This is a genomic window from Streptomyces sp. 5K101 (assembly GCF_046506645.1).
In the GTDB taxonomy this organism is placed as follows: Bacteria; Actinomycetota; Actinomycetes; order Streptomycetales; family Streptomycetaceae; genus Streptomyces.
This window is the reverse complement of sequence record NZ_JBKFFO010000004.1, coordinates 450882-471619: the sequence shown is the minus strand read 5'-3', so window position 1 is coordinate 471619 and position 20738 is coordinate 450882. Positions and strand designations below refer to the sequence as shown.

At 73.5% G+C, this 20738-nt stretch carries 11 protein-coding genes; 10 read left to right on the top strand and 1 reads right to left on the bottom strand.

What is annotated here, in order from left to right:
* Nucleotides 1-27 precede the first annotated feature (27 nt).
* The 10 genes from ACLB9X_RS10465 to ACLB9X_RS10420 all read left to right on the top strand — a co-directional run bounded on the left by ACLB9X_RS10465 (nt 28) and on the right by ACLB9X_RS10420 (nt 20088).
* Nucleotides 28-240 carry an MbtH family protein gene (locus ACLB9X_RS10465; RefSeq protein WP_410359983.1) on the top strand — a complete coding sequence of 71 codons (213 nt, stop codon included), beginning with the start codon at nt 28-30 and terminating at the stop codon, nt 238-240.
* Between the two features lies 1 nt (nt 241).
* A complete protein-coding gene (locus tag ACLB9X_RS10460; protein ID WP_410359982.1) occupies nt 242-1471 on the top strand; it encodes a cytochrome P450 in 1230 nt (409 codons plus the stop codon).
* On the top strand, nt 1468-5484 hold the full coding sequence (locus tag ACLB9X_RS10455) for an amino acid adenylation domain-containing protein (protein WP_410359981.1): 4017 nt from the start codon (nt 1468-1470) through the stop codon (nt 5482-5484). Before ACLB9X_RS10460 ends, ACLB9X_RS10455 begins: the two co-directional genes overlap by 4 nt.
* Nucleotides 5485-5830: 346 nt before the next feature.
* Nucleotides 5831-6874, top strand: coding sequence for a winged helix DNA-binding domain-containing protein (locus ACLB9X_RS10450; RefSeq protein ID WP_410359980.1), 1044 nt, complete (start codon nt 5831-5833; stop codon nt 6872-6874).
* A gap of 108 nt (nt 6875-6982) precedes the next feature.
* Nucleotides 6983-8260, top strand: coding sequence for an MFS transporter (locus ACLB9X_RS10445; RefSeq protein WP_410359979.1), 1278 nt, complete (start codon nt 6983-6985; stop codon nt 8258-8260).
* A gap of 546 nt (nt 8261-8806) precedes the next feature.
* The gene (locus ACLB9X_RS10440) at nt 8807-12958 is read left to right on the top strand and encodes a non-ribosomal peptide synthetase (protein ID WP_410359978.1); all 4152 of its coding nucleotides are present in this window, start codon (nt 8807-8809) and stop codon (nt 12956-12958) included.
* Nucleotides 12951-16307 (top strand): non-ribosomal peptide synthetase, encoded by a 3357-nt coding sequence (locus ACLB9X_RS10435; RefSeq protein ID WP_410359977.1) that lies wholly within the window; start codon nt 12951-12953, stop codon nt 16305-16307. The genes ACLB9X_RS10440 and ACLB9X_RS10435 overlap by 8 nt, the downstream gene beginning before the upstream one ends.
* Nucleotides 16307-17725, top strand: coding sequence for a condensation domain-containing protein (locus ACLB9X_RS10430; protein ID WP_410359976.1), 1419 nt, complete (start codon nt 16307-16309; stop codon nt 17723-17725). Before ACLB9X_RS10435 ends, ACLB9X_RS10430 begins: the two co-directional genes overlap by 1 nt.
* Nucleotides 17726-17761: 36 nt before the next feature.
* On the top strand, nt 17762-18952 hold the full coding sequence (locus ACLB9X_RS10425; protein WP_410359975.1) for an acyl-CoA dehydrogenase family protein: 1191 nt from the start codon (nt 17762-17764) through the stop codon (nt 18950-18952).
* Nucleotides 18949-20088: an acyl-CoA dehydrogenase family protein gene (locus ACLB9X_RS10420; protein WP_410359974.1), complete on the top strand. Its 1140-nt coding sequence runs from the start codon at nt 18949-18951 to the stop codon at nt 20086-20088. The genes ACLB9X_RS10425 and ACLB9X_RS10420 overlap by 4 nt, the downstream gene beginning before the upstream one ends.
* 328 nt (nt 20089-20416) lie before the next feature.
* On the opposite strand, the gene ACLB9X_RS10415 is transcribed toward ACLB9X_RS10420, so the two are convergent.
* On the bottom strand, nt 20417-20710 hold the full coding sequence (locus ACLB9X_RS10415) for a hypothetical protein (protein WP_410359973.1): 294 nt from the start codon (nt 20708-20710) through the stop codon (nt 20417-20419).
* Between the last annotated feature and the right edge of the window lie 28 nt (nt 20711-20738).

Sequence of the window (20738 nt, the reverse complement as noted above, 5' to 3'; positions counted from 1 at the left end):
CCCGCCCACCCGATTCCGGAGGACGTCGTGCCCACCACCTACCAAGTCCTCGTCAACCACGAGGACCAGTACGCGCTGTACCCCGCGGCGCGCGAGCTGCCCGACGGCTGGACGCCGGCCGGGTTCAGCGGCACCGAGGACGAGTGCGCCGCCCATGTGGACGCGCACTGGACCGACATGCGTCCCCGCAGCGTGCGCACGGCGGCAACCGCCCCCGCGACGACGGGCGAAGGAGCCTGAGATGCACATCGACCTGCTCGACCCGGCTCCCTTCGGCCGCAACGACTTCTGGTCCGCGTTCACCTGGCTGCGCGCCAACTCGCCCGTCCACTGGCACCCCGAGCCCGGCGGCGACGACGGCTTCTGGGTGCTCAGCAAGCACCGCGACATCATGAGCGTCTACGCCGACAGCGACACGTTCAGCTCCGCGCAGGGCATGCGGCTCGGCAGCGACCCGGCCGCCGTCGCCGCCGTCACCCAGCGCATGCTGATCGTCTCCGACGCCCCCCACCACACGCGTCTCAAGCGGGCCCTGTACCAGGCGTTCGGCCCCCAGCAGATGCCCAAGATGGAGGCCCTCGTCGAGACGGTCGTCGGCGAGCTGGTGGCCGAGGCCGCCGAGCAGCACGAACTGGACTTCATCGACCTCGCCAAGCAGCTCCCCAACCGGGTGGTCTGCGCCATGATGGGCATCCCGCGGGCCGACTGGTCCTGGATCGGGGCGCTCACCACCGACGCCTTCGACTCCCCGGACGAGAGCGTGCGCAGCAGCGCGCACTCGGAGATCTTCCTCTACTTCATCGAACTCCTCGGCGAGCGCCGGGCCCGCCCCGGCGACGACCTGGTCAGCCAGATCGCCCACGACACCCTCGTCGACGAGGGCGACGGCACCGAACGGCCGCTCAGCGACGAGGAGATCGTCTTCAACTGCAACGGCGTGCTGTCCGGCGCCAACGAGACCACCCGCTACTCCGCCGCCGGCGCGGTGCACATGTTCGCGCAGCTCCCCGAACAGTGGGACCTGCTGCGCGGCCTCGGCCCCGCCGGCATCGCCCCGGCCGTCGAGGAGATCCTGCGCTGGACCACGCCCGGGGTGCACGCCCTGCGTACCGCGGTCCGCGACACCGAGATCAACGGGACGCCCGTCGCCGCCGGCGACCGGGTCACGCTGTGGAACGTCTCCGCCAACCGCGACGAGGACGTCTTCGACGACCCGCACAGCTTCCGGGTCGACCGGCGCCCCAACCGGCACGTCGCCTTCGGCCACGGCCGCCACCTGTGCCTCGGCGCCCGGCTGGCCCGCTTCGAACTCGGCGCCCTGCTCACCGAGATGCTGGACCGCTTCGAGGGATTCGAACTGACCGGTCCCGCACTGTTCAACTCGTCCAACTTCACCTGGGGGATCAGGAGTCTCCCGGTACGGCTGCTGCGCAGCCGAGCCTTCGCACAGGCAGAAAGGGCCGCGCTGTGACCACCGCACTGATCGACTTCAACCGGACCGAAACCGACTTCCCCGCCACCGGCTACCCCGAGCTGCTGGCCGAGCAGGCCGCCCGCACCCCGAGCGCCCCCGCCCTCGTCCAGGGTGAGCGCTCCTGGACGTACGCCGAGCTGGAGGCCGAGACCAACCGGCTGGCCCACGCGCTGATCGCGCACGGAGCCGCACCCGGCGAACGGATCGGCCTGTGCTACCCGCGCAGCGCCGACTACGTCATCGGCTCCCTCGCCATCCTCAAGTCGGGCGCCGCGATCGTCGCCCTCGACCCGGTCAACCCCGACGACCGGCTCGCCGCGATGATCGCCGACGCCGCACCGCTGCTCGTCCTCGCCCCGGCGGACGCCGCCCCCCGACTGCCGGAGGGCATGGCACGGGCCGAGGTCGCCACCGAGGGCCGGGGCCGGCCCGAGACGCCGACCGGAGTGGCCACCGGCCCCGACACGGTCAGCCACCTCATCTACACCTCCGGGTCCACCGGCACCCCGAAGGCCGTCCGGGAACGGCACAGCGCCCTGACCAACCTCGTCCACTGGACCGCCCGCGCCTACGGAGTGCGCCCCGGCGACCGCGCCTCCTGGATGTCCACGTCCGGCTTCGCCGTACAGATCATGGAGTGGCTGCCGTACCTGCCGACGGGCGCGGCAATCCACATCCCCGAGGCCGGTCAGGCCCAGACCCCGGAGCAGATCCGCGACTGGCTCGCCGCCGAGCGGATCACGCACACCATGCTCGTGGCCGCACTCGCCGAACCCGTCTGGGCCCTCGACTGGCCGGCGGACACCGCGCTGCGCATCCTCGTCACCACGGCCGAGCGGGTGCACAGCTGGCCGCCCGTCGACACCCCCTTCCGGGTTGTCATGACCTACGGCACCACCGAGACCACCAACGTCCTCACCTGCCTCGACCTCGGCGCCGGCGTCGACTTCACCAGCCAGGCCACTCCCGAGGAGATCCGGGCCACCCGGCAGGTCCCCGTCGGTGTGCCGATCGCCAACATGCGCGTGCATCTGCTGGACGAGCAGGACCGCCCGGTCGCCGACGGCGAGGTCGGCCGGCTCCACGTCTCGGGCGCCGGAGTCGCCGCCGGGTACCACGGCCGCCCCGAGCTCACCGGGGCCAAGTTCCGTACCGGCGTCGTCCCCGGCGACCCCCACCCGGTGCTCTACGACACCGGCGACCTCGCCCGCCGCCGCGAGGACGGGGCCGTCGAGCTCCTCGGCCGCTCCGACGCCCAGGTCAAGATCCGCGGCTTCCGCGTCGAACTCGGCGAGGTCGAGACCCACGTCGCCCGCCTCGACGGCGTCGCCGAGGCCGTCGTCGTCACCCACGAGCGCGCAGCGAACGACAAGCGGCTCGTCGCCTACGTCTCCGCCGACGGCGACGCGGCCCCGGAGCCGGCCGGGATCCGGGCCGCCGTGGCCCGCACCCTGCCCTACTACATGGTCCCCGCCACCGTCGTCGTCCTGCCCGCGCTGCCCCGCCTCGCCAACGGCAAGGTCGACCGCCGCAGCCTGCCCGAGCCGCCCGACTCCCGCGAGACCGTCAGCGCCGGCTACGAGCCCCCGCGCAACGAGATCGAGGACGGCCTGGTGCGCCTGTGGGCCGAGGCGTTCCGCACCGACGGCGTCGGCATCCACGACAACTTCTTCGAACTGGGCGGCCACTCGCTGCTGGCGTTCCAGCTGATCGACGAGATCCGCCGCCGCTACGGCGTCGAACTCAGCCTCTCCGACCTGTCGTCCTGCCCGACCGTCGCCGAGCTCGGCGCGCTCATCGTCACCGAACGCACTGCGGGCCGGGGCGAGTTCGGCGGCCTGGCCGCGATCGTCCCCGACCCGGACGCCCGCTTCGAGCCCTTCCCACTCACCGAGAGCCAGCAGGCCCTGTGGATCGGCCGGGGCGGCCTGGTCGAACTCGGCAACGTCGGCTGCCACGGCTACTTCGAGTGGGAGAGCGAGAACCTCGACATCGCCCGCTTCGAGCACGCCTGGCGACGGCTCGTCGAGCGCCACGACGCGCTGCGCACCCGCATCCTGCCCAACGGCACCCAGCAGGTGTACGCGGAGATCCCCGACTACGACATCCCGGTCACCGACCTCCGCGCCCTGGACGAGGCCGCGCGCGAGCAGGAACTGCTGGCCCTGCGGGAGCAGTTGTCGCACCAGGTGCTCGACGCCGACGGCTGGCCCCTGTTCGACGTGCGGATCAGCCTGCTCGGCGGCGGGCGCGCCCGCATCCACCTCTGCCTCGACTTCCTCGTGGCCGACGCCTGGAGCTACTTCCAGGTCCTCATCCCGGACCTGGTCGCCTACTACACCGAGCCCGGCACCGAGCCCGTGGAAACCACCCACCGGACAGCAAACGGCCCCCGCCCAGGCAAGCCACGGCCCCGTTCAGGCACCGAGCTCGCGCCGCTGGAGTTGACGTTCCGCGACTACGTGCTGGCCGTCGGCAACTCGCTGCGCGACAGCGAGCTCTACCGCCGCTCCGAGTGGTACTGGCGCGACCGCCTCGCCACCCTGCCGCCGGCCCCGCAGCTCCCCGAGCGCCCGGCGGACGCCCCCGAGCTGCCTGTCCGCTTCGAACGGCTCAGCCACGTGCTGCCCGCCGAGCTGTGGAGCCGTATTCAGGAGCGGGCCGGCGACCGCAAGGTCACCGCCTCCGGTGTGCTCGCCGCCGCCTACGCCGAGGTCCTGGGCAATGCCAGCGGTAAGGCCCGCTTCACCATCAACTTCCCCCTCTTCAACCGGCTTCCGCTGCACCCGCAGGTCAACTCGCTGCTCGCGGACACCACGACCACCTTGCTGCTCGCCGTCGAACAGCAGGACACCACCTTCACGGGACGCGCCCAGGCCGTGCAGCGCCGCCTGTGGGCCGACCTGGAGCACCGCTACTTCAGCGGCGTCCAGGTGCTGCGCGAGCTGACCAAACTGCGCGGCTCCCTCGCGCCCGCCATGCCCGTGGTGATGACGAGCCTCGCCGGCCACCCGCCGCAGTACGAGGAGACCGAACTGGGCGTGCCGGTGTACGGGATCTCCCAGACCCCGCAGGTCTCGCTGGACTTCCAGGTCTTCGAGAAGGCCGGCGGCCTCACCTTCAACTGGGACCACCTGCCCGCGGTCTACCCCGACGGGCTGATCGAGTCGATGTTCCAGGAATTCGTCGCGTTGCTGGAGGCCCTCGGCGAGGACGAGATCTGGGAGCGCTTCTCGCCGCCGCCCGGCGAGGAGAGCGCGGCCGCCGAGCCCGTCGAGGAGCGCGACACCGGCGACGCGTGGGAGCGGTACTGGGCCGGCATCGAACGCACCGGCCGCGGCGGCGACGTCATCTGGGACGCCGACAGCGGCGAGGAGTTCCAGTGGCTGCTCGGCCAGGCCCGTAAGCACTTCGGCAGCGACCTGCCGGTCATCGACCTCGGCTGCGGCAACGGCCGCTACAGCCGCGAACTCGCGCCGCACTACCCGCGCGTGGTCGGTGTGGACGTCTCCGCCAGCGCCATCGAGCACGCCGTCCGCGAGGCGCGTGCGGAGGGCGTGACGAACGTCGAGTACCTCGCCGTCGACATGACCGACACCGAGCAGGCCGCCGCCCTGGGCGAGGGCCCGTACAACATCTTCGTCCGCGGTGTCTTCCACGTCCTCGACAGCGCCGCCCGGGCACGCCTCGCGACGGTCGCCGGCCGGCTGCTGGGCCCCGACGGGGTGCTGATCATCCACGAGCCCGACTACTCCAGCAACTCCTTCGGATACCTCGGCTTCGTCGGCGGCAAACGCGGCCGGGCCGAGGACCTGGTCGGGCCGCTGGAGGCGGCCGGCGTACGCCACTCGAACCGCTTCACCCGGCCCGAACTCACCGCCGCCTTCCCGGCGGACGACTGGGAGATCCTGGACGACGAGGCGATCCAGCTGCACGCCATCGACCCGCAGTCGGACGCGGACGCGCTCCTGCTGCCCGGGTACTACGCGGTCCTGCGCCGCAGGCGCTGACGGCGGCGGTCGCGCCGGCCGGGCGGGCCGGGACGTCCTGGCCGCCGCCGGTGACGTACGGGGGCTGCTACCCGTACGGAGCCGGACCGGGCCGGCGCCCTGCGCTCCGCCACCGGACGCCCTGCCCGCGCACTCGTCAGGCTCTGCGCCGCCCGCCTGCTCCGGCGGCCGGCGCGGAGCCTGACCTTCGTGCGGGGCGGCGGCCGGTGGACGCCGCAGGGCCGGTCGCGTCCGGCCCAGGCGCCCGGCCCGGTCGGGCTGGCGTCGCCGGCGGTACGGCCGCCCGCGAACACGTGCCGCTGCGGGCGGTGTCCGACGATCCGACTCGGTGAAAGACTTGGGGACTGTGGAACGACGTACTGCCGACCGGCTGCTCCGAGCACACGCACAGGCGATCGGGGGGCGGGTCCGTGAGACGACGGTCGCCGACGCCCTGGACCGGGTCGTCGCCGTCCAGGCGCAGGACCTCGCGGCGGCCGGCCTCGGCCTGCGCGCCCGCGTCCAGGGCCTGACCGCCGACGACGTCAGGCGCGCCACCGACACCGAACGCAGCGCCGTACGCGGCTGGTTCATGCGCGGCACGCTGCACCTGGTGCCGGCGGCCGACGCCCGCTGGCTGCTCGGCCTCTTCGGACCCGTCTACCTGGCACTCGCCGCCCGCCGCCTGCGCGAACTCGGCCTGGACGAGGGCCTGTGCGAACGGGCGGCGAAGCTGATCGTGAGCGCCGTCGACGGCGAGGGCCCGCTCACCCGGGCCGAACTCACCGAACGCCTGGGCACCCTGGGCGTCGAGTCCAAGGGCCAGTCCGCCTTCCACCTGATCCGCCGGACCGCGCTGTCCGGGCTGATCTGCCACGGACCCCAGCGCGCCGGCGAGGCCACCTTCGTCCTGCTCGACGACTGGCTGCCGGCCTCCGGCCCGTCGCCCTTCACCGGGTCCGCCGCCGTGGCCGAACTCGCCCGGCGCTACCGTGTCGCCCACGGGCCCAGTGACGTGGAGGATTTCGTCCACTGGTCGGGGCTGCGGACGACCGTCTGCAAGAGCGCCTGGGCCGCCGCCGGTGAGCCCGCGCGGAAGGACGCCGCGGAAATCCCGCAAGGAGACGTACGGTTGCTTCCGGCGTACGACAACTATCTTGTCGGATACCGGCGCAGGGACCTGTCCGTGCCCGCCGAGCACGAGCGCCGGGTGTGGCCGGGCGGCGGCGTCATCCGCGCCACCGTCGTCGTCGACGGCTGGGCGGTCGGCACCTGGTCGGGCGGCCGGCGCGGCGCGGAGCCCGTGGTCGAGCCCTTCGCCGGGAACGAGCCGCTCGACGCGGCCGTCTCGGCGGAGATCGCCCGGGAGAGCGCCGACATCGCACGCTTCTACAACGCTTCTCATACGTAGTCCATCACCGGTCTTCAATCGCCCGGATCCGTAACCGGTCGCTAACCACCCCTCCATAGCGTCAGTGCCGTCCGACAATTCCGTCCCCAACCAGAAAAGGGCGTCGACATGGCACTCGGTCGGCATTCCGATTTCAATCGTCTGTGGTTCGGGCAGACCGTCAGCAACTTCGGCGACAAGATCTCACTGCTCGCACTACCGACCCTCGCGGTCGTCTTTCTCGACGGAGGAGCGTTCGAGGTCGGCGTCCTCGGCGCACTGCGCTTCCTCCCGTTCCTGCTGCTCGCCCCGGTCGCCGGACTGGTCGCGGACAGGGTCTCGCGCCGTACGGTCATGATCGTGGCCGACCTCGGCCGCTTCGCGGCACTGGGCTCGATCCCGCTGGCCTTCGCGTTCGACTCGGTCACCATGACCCACGTCTACATCGCGGCCGGCATCACCGGTGTCCTGACCACCTTCTTCGAGGTCTCCTACCAGTCGTGGCTGCCGCAGCTCATCGGCACCGAGAACCTGGTCGAGGGCAACACCAAGCTCCAGATCAGCCGCAGCGTCGCCGAGGCCGTCGGCGCCGGCGCCGGTGGCGCGCTGATCCAGCTGCTCGGCGCGGCCCGCGCCATCACCGCGGACGCGTTCACCTTCCTCGTGTCCCTCGTGGCCCTGCTGCTCATCCGGCACCGGGACAGCCGGGCGCGGCTGGAGGAGACGAAGGCGTCCGCCAAGGCCGAGATGAAGGAGGGCCTGAAGACCCTCTTCGGCAACCCCGTTCTGCGCGGCCTGTTCACCGCCAACGTCGTGGTCAACCTCGGCGCCGCCATGGGCGACGCCCTGCTGATCGTGTACGCGTACAAGGTGCTCGACCTGAGCCCCGGCCAGGTCGGTGCGGCCTTCGCCGTGATGTCGGTCTTCGTCATCGTCGGTGCGGTCCTGTCCGAGCAGGTCACCAAGGTGCTCACGGTCGGCCGCACCCTGATCCTGACCGCGGTCGTGCTGGGCGCCGGGTACATCCTGGTGCCGACGGGAGGCGCGGTCGCCGGATTCGTCGGTCTGATCGTGGTCCAGGCCGTCATCGGCTTCGTGTCCCCGATGTTCGACATCCACGTCCTCAGCCTGGTCCAGGGCATCACGCCGAACGAGCAGATGGGCCGCGTCAGCGGTGCCGCTCTGTCGGCCGTGTACGGCGCCCTGTCCCTCGGCTACTTCGCCGGCGGCGCGCTGGGCGAGGCGTTCGGCCTCACCGCGGCGCTGGCCGTCGCCGGAGCGATCACCATCGTCGGCGGCCTGACGCTGCTGGGCGGCCCGGTCGCCGCGATCAAGGAGATGCCGGGGGCCGACGCACCCGCCGAGGGCGCCGAGCCCGTGGCGGACGACGCCAAGGTCGGCGCCTAGGCCGCCCCGGGGCCGGCCCGGAGCGGGTGCCGCCCCAACCGGCATCCGCTCCGCCCCTCCCCGGGCCGACCGCCCCGCGGGGTACTGCCCACCGGGCGCGGGGATAGTGGGCCGCCGCCCGCACCTCAGCGGCCGTGAGCCGCGGGAAACCGCGGGCTGTCGCCCGCACGGGAACGACCCGCACCCTGCGGGGGCGGCCCGTACAGCGGGCGGACCGACCGGCGCACCGCGCCGCCAGGGTGCGGCCTGCAGGACGGGTAGCTGCCCGCACGAGACGAGCGGATGCCGTCCCGCCCGAGGGGGTCGGCTTCCGCACCGGGGCGGTCCGCGATGGACCGCCGTACGACCGGGCAGCCGCTCGCAGCCCGTAGCCGCGCGGGCAGCGCAGGCAGTCGCCCGCACCGGAACGAACCGCACCGCGGGTGCGGCCCGCACGGCGGGCGGACCGACCGACGCACCGCGCCGGCAGGTGCGGCCCGCACGAACGGGGCGCTGCGCGCCCCCACTCGCCGTATTCCTCTTCCTCAGACCGCACGGAGGCACAAGGTGAGCGAGTCCCTCGCCGAACGCATAGCCGCACTGCCGAAGCACCGCAGGGCACTGTTCCAGGCCCTCGCGGGCCGGGGCGGAGGGCGCGGCGCCGTACGGGAGGACCCCGAGCCGGCACCACGGGATCCCTCCGAGGCGCCGGTGCTCTCCTTCGCCCAGCGGCGCCTGTGGTTCATCGACCAGCTCCAGCCCGGCAGCCCCGCCTACAACGTCCCCGTCGCCACCCGCATCCGCGGCCCCCTCGACGTGCCGGCCCTGCACGGCGCGCTCCAGGACGTGGTGGACCGCCACGAGGTGCTGCGCACCGTCTACCGGGACGTGCCCGGCGCCACCGAGGCCGAGCCCCACGTGCTGCACGGCTTCCGGCTGCCGCTGCCGGTGAGCGACCTGCCGGACGAGGCCGCCGTCCGGGCGTTCTACGACGCGGACGCCGCCGCGCCGTTCGACCTCGCCGGCGCCGTGCCGCTGCGCGCCTCACTCGCCCGCATCGGCGCCGACGACCACGTCCTCGTCCTCAACCTGCACCACATCGTCACCGACGGCTGGTCGATGCGGCTGCTCTACACCGAGCTCGAGCGCGCGTACGCGGCGCGCGTCGGAGCGGCCGCCGAGCCGCTGACCCATCTCGCCCTCCAGTACGCCGACTTCGCCGCCTGGCAGCGCCGCCGCATCAGCGGCGAACGCCTGGAGAAGCTCACCGGTTTCTGGCGCGAGGAGCTGAGCGGCGCCACCCCCGTGGACCTCCCCACCGACCGGCCCCGGCCGCCCGTCTTCGGCCACGCCGGAGCCTCCCGCTACATCGACCTGCCGCCGCGCCTCATCGCGCGCCTGCGGGAGTTCGGCAAGTCGGAGGGCGCCACCCTCTACATGACGATGCTCGCCGGCTTCGCCGCCACCCTGCGCCGCTGGACCGGCCAGGAGGACATCGTCGTCGGCACCTCCGTCTCCGGCCGCGACCACCCCGCCTTCAGCGACCTCGTCGGGTTCTTCGTCAACACGCTGCCGCTGCGCATCAGAACGGGCGGCGACCCGGGCTTCGCGGAACTCGTCCGCTCCACCCGGCACACCACGCTCCAGGCGTACGCGCACCAGGAGCTGCCCTTCGACCTGATCGTCGACGCGCTCGGGCTGCCGCGCGACCCCAGCCGCCCGCCGCTGACCTCCGTGATGTTCCTGCTGGACGAGACCCCGGACACCGCGCCCGGTCTCGCCGGACTCGACACCGAGCCCATCGACTTCTCCTCCCGCGCCACCAAGTACGACCTGATGATCAGCGTCCACGACACCGGCAGCGCCGTCCGCGCCCTCGTGGAGTACCCCACCGCACTCTTCGACGCCCCGACCGTCGACCGGCTGCTCGGCCACTTCCTGACCACCCTGGAAGCCGCCGTCGCCGTGCCCGACGTGCCGATCTCCACCCTGCCGCTGCTCACCGGCGCCGAGCGCCGCACGGCCATCGACGACTGGAACGCCACCCGCGCGCCGTTCCCGCAGGACGCCTGCCTGCACCACCTGTTCGAGGAGCACGCGGACCGGCGCCCCGACTCCGCGGCCGTCGTCTGCGGCGGACTCGGCGGCTGGACCGTCACCTACCGGGAGCTGGAGGAGCGGGCCAACCGCCTCGCCCACCACCTGGCCGAGGCGGGCGCCGGACCGGACCGGACCGTCGCCCTGTGCCTGCGCCGCGGACCGGGGCTCGTCACCGCGATCCTCGCCGTCCTCAAGGCCGGCGCCGCCTACGTCCCCCTCGACCCCGAGTACCCGGCCGAACGCCTGGGCCTCCTGCTGCGCGACGCCGCTCCGCCGATCGTCGTGTCCGACTCGGAGCTCATCGGCCGGCTCCCGCTCGGCCCCGACACCGTCCGCGTCCTGCTCGACACCGACCGGCCGGTGCTCGAGACGCTGCCCGCGACCCGGCCGGCGGTCCCCGTCACCTCCCGCGACCTGGCGTACATCATCTTCACCTCCGGTTCCACCGGCACCCCCAAGGGCATCGCGCTGGAACACCGCGGCGTGGTCAACAACCTGCTCGACCTCAACCGCTCCTACGGCATCGGGCCCACGGACGCGGTCCTCGCCCTGTCCTCGCCCAGCTTCGACATGAGCGTGTACGAGACCCTCGGCATGCTCGCCGCGGGCGGCACCCTCGTCCTGCCCGACCCGGCCGCCGCCAAGGACCCCGCCCACTGGGCCGACCTGATGGAGCGGCACGGCGTCACCGTGTGGAACTCCGCGCCCGCGCTGCTGGGCCTGCTCCTGGACCAGCTCGAACACGCGGGCGGCCCCGCCCTGCCGGGGCTGCGCACCGCTTTCCTCGGCGGCGACTGGATCCCCGTCACCCAGCCCGACCGGCTCCGCGCCTTCGCCCCCGGGCTCTCCTTCGCCGCACTCGGCGGCGCGACCGAGGCGTCGATCCACTCCGTGGAGTACCGGGTCGGCCGGGTGGACCCCGGCTGGACGAAACTCCCGTACGGCCGGCCCATGGCCAACCAGCGCCTCTACATCCTCGACCCGGCCGACCGGCTGGTGCCCGTGGGCGTACCCGGCGAACTGCACCTCGGGGGAGTCGGACTGGCCCGCGGCTATCTGAACCGGCCGGAGCTGACGGCGGAGAAGTTCGTCCACGTCGAACTCGAACCCGGCCGCACCGAACGGCTCTACCGCACCGGCGACCTGGCCCGCTACCGGCCCGACGGCACCGTCGAACTCCTCGGCCGCACCGACTTCCGCATCAAGCTCAACGGACTGCGCATCGAACCGGGCGAGGTGGAGAGCGCCCTGCGCGACCGGCCCGGTGTCCGTGAGGCCGTCGTCGTCGCCCGACAGGGCGCCGGCTCGGCCCGCCTGATCGGCTACGTGGTCCCCGAGGACGGGGCCGCCCTCGACCCGGCCGCCCTGCGCGGCGCGCTGGGAACCGTACTGCCGCCGCACTGCGTGCCCGCCGAACTCGTCGTCCTGGACCGGCTGCCGCTCAGCCCCAACGGCAAGGTCGACCGCAAGGCCCTGCCCGAGCCGCCGAGCGGCCGGCGCGCGGCCGCGGCACCCACGACCACGCCCGCCACCGCGCCCGCCACGGCCGAGTCGCCCACCGACGCCGCGGCAGCCCCCCACGCCACGCCGCCCACCGACGTCGACCCCGGCGCACAGCGCGTCGCCGACGTGTGGGCCGAGGTCCTGGGCCTGGAATCCGTCGGGCCCGACGACGACTTCTTCGCCCTCGGCGGCGACTCCTTCGCCGCCGTCCGCGCGGTACGCGCCGTCGCCGAGGCGATACCGCGGGCGCACGCCCTGCGCGTCGTCGACCTGTTCAGCAACCCCACCCCGGCCGGCCTCGCGGCCCGCGCCGCGGAGCTCGGCGGGGACACCACCGACGGACCGGCCCCGCACCGGCTCCTGCACCGGCTCTCCCCGCGGCCCGCCGAAGGCCCCGCCGCGCTCACCCTCGTCTGCTTCCCGCACGGCGGCGGCGACGCCATCGCCTACCAGCCACTGGCCGCCGCGCTCCCGCCCCACATCGAACTGCTGGCCGTCTCCCCGCCGGGACACGACCCGCTCAACCCCGGCCCGATGCTGCCCGTCGGCGAGTTCGCCGAACTCGCCGCCCGCGAGATCGCCCGGACCGTCACCGGACCGTTCGCCGTCTACGGCCACTGCGCCGGTGTGGTCTCCGCCCTGGAGACCACCCGCGTCCTGGAGCGCGACGGCCTGCGGCCGGTCGCCCTCCACCTCGCCGCCGCGCTCCCGGAGGAGGACCCCGAGTACGCCCTGGAGATGGAACGCGTCTCCAGCGACGACGACCTCGTCGGCTACCTCACCGCCATGGACGGCTTCGACGGCGTCCTCGACGACAGCGATCTGACGGCCGTGCTGCGGATGGTCCGGCACGACATGACCGAGGCCGCCCGCTTCTTCGCCCGCACGCCCGACGGCTACGAACCCCCGCTCGTCACCCCGCTCACCTGCATCGTCGGCGACGCCGACGACGCGACCGAGGGCTACGAGCAGGGCCACCGCGCCTGGGGCCGCTACGCCCGCGACCTGCGGCTCGCCGTCATCCCCGGCGGCCGCCACTACTTCGCCAAGCACCTGCCCGACCGGCTCGCCGCACTGCTGGCCGACCTGCACCGCAACGGAGGAACCCATGTCTGACCTCGCCGAACGGCTCGGCCGGCTGCCCCAGGGACAGCGCTCCCGGTTGCTGGGCCGGATGCGCAACCAGATGACCGCCGCCGTCGGTCACCGCAACGAACTCACGCGCATCGACCACGGCCCCCGGTCCCGTGCCTCCTTCCAGCAGGAGCAGATGTGGTTCGTCGACCGGCTGGGCGCGGGCAGGGCCCGCAACAACATCGCCCTGGCGATACGCCTCGACGGCCCGCTCGACCGCGCCGCCCTCCACGAGGCGCTGGGCGCGGTCGTCGCCCGCCACCAGGTGCTGCACAGCAAGCTCGTCGAGGTCGACGGCGTGCCCTGGCAGGAGCCCGTGCCCGGCTTCGTCCTCGGCGTGCAGACCAGCGACTTCAGCGACAGCGACGACCCCGATCGCGACCTCGCCGAACTCACCGCCTCCTGCGCGGCCGCTCCCTTCGACCTCGCCGAGGCGCCGCCCGTCCGCGCCCACCTCGTACGCCTCGCCGACGAACGGCACATCCTGCTGTGGGTCGTCCACCACGTCGTCTGGGATCCGGGCTCCACCCGCATCTTCACCGAGGAACTCACCGCCGGCTACGCCGAAGCCGCCCGGGGCAAGCGCCCCGAACCCGGTGAACTCGCCGTCCAGTACGCCGACTTCGCGGTCTGGCAGCGCGCCAAGCTGGAACACCCCGACCACCGGCAGGCGCTGGCCGACAAGTGGCGGCAGCTTCTCGCGGGCGCCGAGGCGACCGAGGTCATGCCCGACCACCCGCGCACGCCCGAGACGCGCGGCGACGGCCGCGGCCTGTCGCTCACCCTGGAACAGGAACTGCTCGACCGGCTGAACGCGGTGGCCGAGAGCTCCGACACCACCGTCTTCACCACGCTCCTCGCCGCCTTCAACGCGCTGCTGCGGCACTGGACGCACACCGAGGACGTCGTCGTCGGCACCGCGAGCGCCTCGCGCCCGCACCCCGACCTGGAGCGGGTCATCGGCTGCTTCGTCCAGATGATCACCCTGCGCACGGAGGTCGCCGACACCCTCACCTTCCGCGAGCTGGTCGCCCGCACGGCAGGCACCGTGATGGACGCCTTCACCAACAGCGAGCTCCCGTTCGAGCAGGTCGTCGACGCCGTCCGCCCCGTCCGCGACCCGCTGCGGCACCCGCTGTTCCAGATCGAGTTCACCTCGCTCGGCCGGTGGGGCACCCAGACGGCCGAGGCCGCCGGGGTGGAGCTCGCCGTCGAGCAACTGCACGACGGGGCCGCCAAGTTCGACATGAGCTTCCTCGTCGGCGAGAACAACGGCCTGGAGCTGTCCCTGGAGTACAACACCTCCCTCTACCGGCACGGCACCGCCTCCGCCCTGCTGACCGCCTTCCGGCGCGTCATCGAGCAGGTGGCCGACAACCCGGACATTCACATCGGCGAGCTCAGCCTCGTCGAGGAGCCGGCCGCCTCCCGGCACGCCCGCGAGCTGTCCCGCGGCGGACCGCTCGACGAGGCCGCCTGGACCACCACCCTCGACCGTGCCTTCCGCGAGCGCGCCACCGTCCGGCCCGACGCCGTCGCCGTCCGCCACGGTGACACGACACTCGACTACGCGGCCCTGGACCGCTGGTCGGAGGCCATCGCCCACCGCCTGCGCGACCGCGGCGTACGGCACGGCGACCCGGTCGCCGTCTGCCTCGGCCGGGGCCCCGCCGCCGTCGCGGGACTCCTCGGCATCCTCAAGGCCGGCGCCCACTACGTGCCCGTCGACCCCACCGCGCCCGCCGACCGGACCAGGACCGTCCTCACCGACGCCGGCGTGCGCCACGCCCTCGTCGACGACGCCACCGAACTGCCCGTACCGCTGGAACGCGTCACGGCGGGCGACACCGCCCCCGTGCGCGACGTGCCGTCCCTGCCGCCCACGTCGGCCCCGTCCGACCTCGCCTACGTCCTCTACACCTCGGGCAGCAGCGGCACCCCCAAGGGCGTGATGATCGAGCACCGTTCGGTTACCCACTTCTCCCGCACCATCGCCCGGGCGTACGAGATGGGCGCCGCCGACCGCGTGCTCCACTTCGCCCCGCTCACCTTCGACGTCTCCGTCTTCGAGGTCTTCACCACCCTGCTCGCCGGCGGGGAGCTCGTCATCGCCACCGACGACGAGCGCCGCGACCCGGCCCTGCTCCAGACCCGCATGCGCGAGGACGGGGTGACCGTCGCCGAGTTGCCGCCCGCCCTGCTGCCCCTCCTGGACCAGGCCGGGCTGCCCGCCCTGCGTCTGGTGTCCGTCGGCGGCGAGGCGTTCCCCGGCAGGCTGGTCGCCGAATGGACCGCGGGGGACCGCCGGTTCGTCAACGGCTACGGGCCCACCGAGGCGACCGTCGCCGTCACCCTCATGGACTGCACCGGCAGCTACGACCGCAACCCGCCCATCGGCCGGCCCATGCCGGGCCACCAGGCGTTCGTCCTCGACGACCGGCTGCGCCCGGTGCCGCCCGGGGTGCCCGCGGAACTGTGCGTCGCGGGCCCCGGCGTCGCCCGCGGCTATCTGGGCCTGCCCGAGACGACCGCCGAGCGCTTCGTCCCCAACCCCTACGCCGACGGCCCGGAGACCGAGCGCCTCTACCGCACCGGCGACCTGGTGCGCTGGCTGCCGGGCGGCAACCTGGAGTTCCTCGGCCGCACCGACCGCCAGGTGAAGCTGCGCGGACACCGCATCGAACCGGGCGAGGTCGAGGCCGTGCTCATGAGCCATCCGCGCGTCCAGCAGGCCGTCGCCCTCGCCCAGCCCGCCGCCGGCGGCGACAAGATGCTCGCCGCGTACGTCACCGTCGAACAGGTCGGCGCGTACGCCTCCGAGGTCGTCGACGCCGAAACGCTGCGCGCCTACGCCGCCTCCCGGCTCCCCGGCTACATGGTCCCCGTGGTCGTCGTGCTGGACGAGCTGCCGCTCACCCGGCACGGCAAGGTCGACGTGTCCGCGCTGCCGCTGCCCGTCGACCACGCCACCGCCGGCGGCACCCCGCCCCGCGACGCGATCGAGGAGCAGATCTGCCGAGACATCATCGCCCCGCTGCTGGAGTGGTCCAGCCCCGACGTCGAAGGCGACTTCTTCGCGCTCGGCGGCAGTTCGCTCCAGGCGACCATCGTCGTCTCGCGGGTCCGCGCCGTCTTCGGGATCGACATCGCGCTCGCCGACTTCTTCGGCCGCCCGACCGTCGCCGGCCTGGCCGACCTCGTCCGCGCCGCGCAGGCCGAGGCGGCCGGTGAACAGGACCGGCTGCTGGCGGTCTTCGACCAGATCGAGAACATGTCCGACGAAGAGGCCGCCGCCCTGCTCAGGACCCTGCAGCACCCGGACGGCGCGTGATGACCGCTCCGTCGGACGCCGGGGTCGACCAGGCGCTCGCCGCCCTCCCCGAGTCCAGACGCGAACTGGCCCGCATGCTGTTGGCCGCCCGGCGCCCCGTCCCCGCCCGGCCGGCCCCGCGCTCCGGCGCGGGGCCGGTCCCGGCCACCGCCCTGCAGGCCCGGCTGCGGCGGCGCGAGCACGCCCGGCCGGGCGCCGGCACCGGATCGCACGCCATGCGCCTCACCGGACGCCTCGACCCCCGACGGCTGCGCGACGCGCTCACCGGCGTACTCGCCCGCCACGAGGCGCTGCGCTGCCGCATCACGGACAGCCCGGACGGCGGCCGCCCCCAGCTGACCGTGGACGACGAGCCCACGCTGCGGCTGACACGGACGGATTTGACGGACCGCACACCCGCCGAACGGGAGGAGGCCGTACGACGGGCGGTCTCCGAGGGCGCCGGGACCACCCTGTCCCTGGAGACCGGCGAGACCAGCGCCTTCAGGCTGCTGACCGTCGGCCCCGAGGAGCACGTACTCATCCTCACCTCGCACCTCGCGGTGTTCGACGGCTGGTCGTCCGGGGTATTCCTCACCGACCTCGCGGCCGGCTACCGGGACGGTGCGCCCGGCCTCGCCCCGCCGGAACTGCAGTTCCCCGACTACGCGGACTGGCAGCGGCGCTGGCTCGCGTCCCCGGACGGCGCCGCCGAACTGGAGCGCCGGCGGGCCGCGTTCGCCGGCCTCACGGCGGCACCCCGCGCCGAGGGCGGCTTCGAGCGCGGACACCTGCCGGTGCACCTGGACCGCGGACCCGGCAGCGCGATCGACGCCGGACTCGCCCTCGGCGCGGCCGAGGGCGCCACCCCCTTCATGACGCTGCTCGCGGCCCTCGCGGTGGTCCTCGCCCGCCGCGACGGGAGCACCGACATCTTCGTCGGCACCCCGGCCGCGGGCCGCTTCGCCACCCAGCTCGAAGGCGCGGTGGGACAGTTCACCACCGTGGTCCCCATCAGGATCGACCTGTCGGGGGATCCGTCCTTCGCGCAGCTGCTGCACCGCACCCGCGCCTCGGTCGCCGACGCGCTCGCCCACCAGCGGCTCCCCGTCGACGAGCTCTTCACCGACGGGACCCAGCCCTACAGCGTTCTGTTCGCCCTCCACAACTACCCGGCCGTGCCCCTCGGCCTCCCCGGAATCGAGGTGAGCCAGCTGCCCGGACCCCCCGCACGCCACCTGGAGCTCTACAGCCCCGACCCCGCCGCCACCCTGGCCTGCATCGGCCTGGTCGAACGCGACGGCGAGATCGGCGGCACAGCCGAGTTCAACCACCGGGCCGCCGCACCCGAGGACGTGACCGCGCTCCTCACCGGCCTCGAGGACGTCCTGAGGCACGCCGCCGCATCGCCCGCCGCCCCCGTGATCACCACCCGCTGAAGGCCGGGAGACAGGCCCAACCCCTGGGAGTATCCGTTGCTCACCACCGAGTTCTACCGGGCACCCGCCGACTGCGGGCTCGTCCGTTCCGGCGACGGCGTGCCCCGTACGCCCATGCGCGCCCTCCGCGAGGAGATCCACGACGTCCTGGTGTCCGCACCGGTCGCCGCCGCCCGGCGCACCCGCGACCCGCGCCCCGTCCACCGGGCGCTCGGCGAAGCCGGCCTGCTCGCCCCGCAGTGGCCCGAGGAGTACGGCGGCCGCGGCGTCAGCCAGGTCGCCGCCGCCGTGCTCGTCGAGGAACTGGCGATGCACGACGTGCCCGACCTGCTGCACACCCTGACCGTGCAGATCGTCGGCTCCACCCTGCTCAATGTCGCGAGCCCCGCGATGAAGGCCCGGCACCTGCCGGGCTTCGCCGCCGGGACCGCCTTCGGGTGCGTACTCTTCAGTGAGCCGCAGGCCGGATCCGACCTCAACATCCTGTCCACCCGCGCCGTTTCCGACGGGAACGGCGGCTACAAGCTGTACGGCACCAAGGTCCACTCGCTGTTCGCGGGACTCGCCGACTACGGACTGTGCCTGGCCCGCGGCGACGACGACGCCTTCAGTCTGTTCCTGGTCCCGCTCGCCCAGAAGGGCGTCACGATCAGAGCCGTCCCCGGCATCGGGGACGACGCCTTCCACGAGGTCACCCTCGACGGCGTGGCCGTCACCGCCGACGACGTGGTCGGCTCGATCGGCCAGGGCTGGGCCATCGTCGTCAAGACCCTCGCCTTCGAACGCACCGGACTCGACTACTACGTCAAGGCCCTGCGTTGGTACCGCGCCGCCGTCGAACGGCTGGAGGCGCACACCGACCGGCTGCAGGCCGGCCAGCACGACCAGATCGGCCTGGCCAAGCTCAACGCCCGGCTGCTCGCCGCCGGCACGCTCGTACGGCGCGTCCTGACCCGGCTCGACCGCGGGGAGCTCAACGAGGACGAGGCCGCGGCGGCCAAGTGGTACACCACCGAGCTCGCCGCCGAGGTCGCCTGGTGGGCGGCCGAACTCGACGGCGACCGGAGCATGACCCTCGACGACCCGGAGGTCGACGGGGTGGCACACCCACTGGACTCGGCGCTGCGCGACGCCCCCGGGATGCGGATATCCGGCGGCACCGCCGAAATGATGCTGGAGACGCTGGCCCGGCTGCGTCTCGACTCAGGGGCGGAGGTACGGCCGTGACGCGCGACGCGGTGACACAACTGGAGGCCGGCGGACGGGTGCCCGCCGAGCGGTGGCGGGAGCGCGAGGAGGAGGAACCCCTCTTCCGGCAGCTGCGCCTCACCGTCCGTCAGGGTCTGGAGACCGAGGGGGACACCGCGCAGTGCAGCTGGGTGGCGCTGACCCAGGTCGGTGCCTGGGAGTTCCCCCTGCCCATCGCCCTGGAGGGACTGGACCTGGGCCAGGCCGTCGTCGGGATGGTCTGCGAGGAGGCCGGCAACGCGATGCACGCGGTCCCGCTCACGGACACCCTGCTCGCCCTCGACCTGCTGTCCGGGCTCTGCCCGCTCGCCCCGGACGGCACCGACGCGCTGCTGGACCGGATCCGGGCCGGCGAACTTCCCGTCGCCGTACCGGGCCGGCTGCCCGACCCGCGCGGCACCGTGCAGTCCGGCATCACCTGGAAGCCCGACGGGGAGAGCGGCGGGATCGTACTGACCGGCACCGGCGGGCCGTTCTCCGCCGGGGTCGACACGGGGGCGCTGCTCGTCCTCGCCACCGGGCCGGACGGGCCGTGCGCCGCGCTCGTCCACCTGCCCGCCGACGGGGTCGAACTGCGCCCGCTGCGCTCCCACGGCGGCGGGGCGGTCGCGAGCGCGGTGTTCGACGAGGCGCGGGTGCCCGCGGAGGCCGTCCTGCTGCGCGGCATCGCCGCGGAACAGGCGCTGACCCGGGCGGGTCTGCGGGCGGCCGTGCACCAGGCGTCGCTGCTCGCCGGCATCACCGCCGCGGCGCTGACCGCCGTGGTGGCCCGGATCAGGAGTCGCCGGCAGTTCGGCCAGGCCCTGGTCAAGCACCAGGGACCGCGCCTGCGGGTGGCCGGGCTCCTGGCCCGTCTCGACGCGGTCCGCTGGGCGGTCGGGGACGCGGCCAAGGACCTCGACGAGGACCGCCTCACGGCGGGGGAGGCGGCGGGCCTCATCGCCCTGACGGCCGAGACGGCCCTGGACGTGACCCGCGACGCGGTCCACCTCCACGGCGCCTCGGGCCTGGTCCGCGACAGCCTGGTCGCCGCCTGTTACCGCCGCGCAGCCTGGGAGGCCCTGCGCTGCGGCCGCCCGACACAACTGTGGGACACGGCGGCGCACATGATCTGACGGGGGGCCGGTCGCCCCTGCCCACGGGCGGTACGGGCGGGGCGGCCGAACGCGACGTGTTCGCGGCACGCTACGGGGGCCGGAGTCCAACGTGAGCCTTGGTCCTTTGGCTTCGCGAGCCGGCAGCATGAATGCGCCTCAGCGGCCGCGTGGCTGAACGGCGAGCGCGGTTGGGGGGATCCCCAGCGCGTCCAGTCGGGACGGAGTTCTGCTTCCTGTTCCTGTGTCACGGCAATCCACAGAGAGGTTCCCGAGTCACTGGCGCTGAAGACCAGCCGGTCCCCTCGCCGGCCTTCGGCATTGATCGTGTGGGGAGCCAAGTCCATCATCAGCTCGAACTGCCTGTCGTTCGGACGTCGATGTCGATCCCCATCCCGGGATCGGCGCGCCGGGAGCGATGGCCATCCGCCACCGCCTCCCGTGCCAGGGACAGCGCGCGTTCATACGAGTGCAGCACGGCGGCTGGCCAGGCATCGTCGCTATAGGCGTCGAGGTGGGCTGCGTCGATGCCGGAACGCAGCACGCGAAGCGCCTCGCGGTGAACAAGCACGACGTCCGCAGGGCTCATTTCGCCCACGAGTACGAGTTCGCGGCGGCCTGAGCCGCCATCCTGGTTGATCACACGCACGACCTTCCCACACGCAGTCCCA

Excerpts from the sequence above, each read along its gene's own strand:
- ACLB9X_RS10430 (WP_410359976.1), top strand. The coding sequence starts at position 16,307 with ATGACCGCTCCGTCGGACGCCGGGGTCGACCAGGCGCTCGCCGCCCTC.
- ACLB9X_RS10435 (WP_410359977.1), top strand. The coding sequence starts at position 12,951 with ATGTCTGACCTCGCCGAACGGCTCGGCCGGCTGCCCCAGGGACAGCGC.
- ACLB9X_RS10445 (WP_410359979.1), top strand. The coding sequence starts at position 6,983 with ATGGCACTCGGTCGGCATTCCGATTTCAATCGTCTGTGGTTCGGGCAG.
- ACLB9X_RS10460 (WP_410359982.1), top strand. The coding sequence starts at position 242 with ATGCACATCGACCTGCTCGACCCGGCTCCCTTCGGCCGCAACGACTTC.